Consider the following 601-nt stretch of genomic DNA (forward strand, 5'->3'; position numbering starts at 1 on the left):
TCCAGGCCAGCCGGTCCGATAACCAGAAATAGAGCTCTCGCGCCGTACAGGCATCACCGCCAAGATAAAATCGCAACTTACTGAGATCCAGTTGCTCAAGAGTCATCGGGACCTGCAGCGCCAGCTCCAGGGTGATCGCCGAAACATCTGTACCGCTGTATGCACTGACATTCTCAAGCGTGGCCGGAAAGATCCACAGATCGTGGCATGTCTGAAAATGGCACACCGCTTCATTGTTAACAATGCTGTCGAGCGCGCACCCCCGCCCGAGAAACGCGGGCTGTGCCAGAGCCCCTGCAACCGGCGTAAATTGAACGATGGTCATCGAGGGAACAGGACGCAGGTAATTCGGCCACAGCATATTGAGCAGGCCATGCGTCAGTTCCGGAAACTCATCTTCGATTTTGGCGCGCAGGCTACCCGTCAGAAACGCGAACCCCTCCAGCAGTCTTTCCACATCAGGATCGGTAGTCTGTTCAGATAAAAACCGCGATAGCTCGGGATGCGACTCAGCAAACTGACGCCCCTGCAGGCGGAGCCAGGTCAACTCATCCCGGTAATAATGTTCCAGCGACATAAATCACATCATTCTGTAGTGGCG

Annotated in this window: 1 protein-coding gene; it reads right to left on the minus strand. The window is 55.1% G+C overall.

Annotated elements, in window-relative coordinates; all coding sequences use genetic code 11:
• Nucleotides 1–577 (minus strand): type VI secretion system baseplate subunit TssF (locus ADK28_RS19350; RefSeq protein ID WP_048796418.1); only part of this gene is annotated, 577 nt, incomplete at its 3' end.
• Nucleotides 578–601 lie beyond the last annotated feature (24 nt).

Origin of the sequence: Serratia sp. 506_PEND (assembly GCF_001076875.1) — a bacterium.
GTDB classification, from domain to species: Bacteria; Pseudomonadota; Gammaproteobacteria; order Enterobacterales; family Enterobacteriaceae; genus Serratia; species Serratia marcescens.